A 902-nucleotide genomic window follows, 5' to 3' on the forward strand; every position below is an offset into this window, starting at 1 on the left:
CGAGGGCAGCTCGCCGCCGAAGGGCGGCGCCTCGATGGCCCACTCGAAGAACGGCTCGACGGTGACGTCGACGCCTTCCCCCGGCGCCTGGGCGGGGACGATGCGGTCCACCGCGGTGTTGGCGAAGACGGCGTGGCCGGCGATGGCATCCCAGCCGTCCTCCGCCTGGGCGCGGATCTCGTCGCGCAGCAGGTCGGTGGCGTTGATGGCGTTCTCGCACGCCATCACCTTCAGCGGCGGGAGCGCGGGATCGCGCATCGCGATGCCGGCGACGATGTGCGGTGCGACGAAGCGCAGCACGGTGGGGCCGACCGCAGTGGTGACGATGTCCGCGGTGGCCACCTCATCGATGACCGCCTGCGGGTCGGTCTGGCTGTTGATGGCGCGGAAGTTCGTGACGACCTTGTCGGTGCCGCCCTCGCCCACCTCGTGCACGGTGTACGAGTCGGCGGCGTTGATCGCATCGACGAGGTCGGCCGCGACGTCGGAGAAGACGAGCTCGTAGCCGCCCTCGTGCAGCAGCAGGCCGACGAAGCCGCGCCCGATGTTGCCGGCGCCGAAGTGGACGGCCTTCATGATGCGTTCACCGTCGAGAGGAGGGTGTACAGCTCTTCCGGCGTCTGCACCTGCTTGAGCTTGGCCACCTCGTCCTCGTCGGAGAACACCAGGGCGATCTGCGACAGGATCTCGAGGTGCTCATCGCCCTTGCCGGCGATGCCGACGACGAAGGTCACGGGGTTGCCGTCCCAGTCCACGCCGCCGTCGTAGCGGACGACCGACAGCGCCGAGTCCAGGATCGTCTCCTTGGTCTCATTCGTGCCGTGGGGGATGGCCAGCTCGTTGCCCATGTAGGTCGAGACGGTCTCCTCGCGCTGCTGCATCGCGTCGTAGTAGGCGCCGGT

Annotated in this window: 1 protein-coding gene and 1 pseudogene; both read right to left on the reverse strand. The window is 68.8% G+C overall.

Annotated elements, in window-relative coordinates:
• Positions 1–576 (reverse strand): annotated as a pseudogene (locus NQ160_RS09015) (mannitol-1-phosphate 5-dehydrogenase); the annotation flags it as partial.
• The coding region (locus NQ160_RS09020; RefSeq protein WP_257514894.1) for a PTS sugar transporter subunit IIA at positions 573–902 on the reverse strand (330 nt) is incomplete at its 5' end. The pseudogene NQ160_RS09015 and the gene NQ160_RS09020, both read right to left, overlap by 4 nt.

This window comes from Microbacterium sp. zg.Y909 (genome assembly GCF_024626565.1).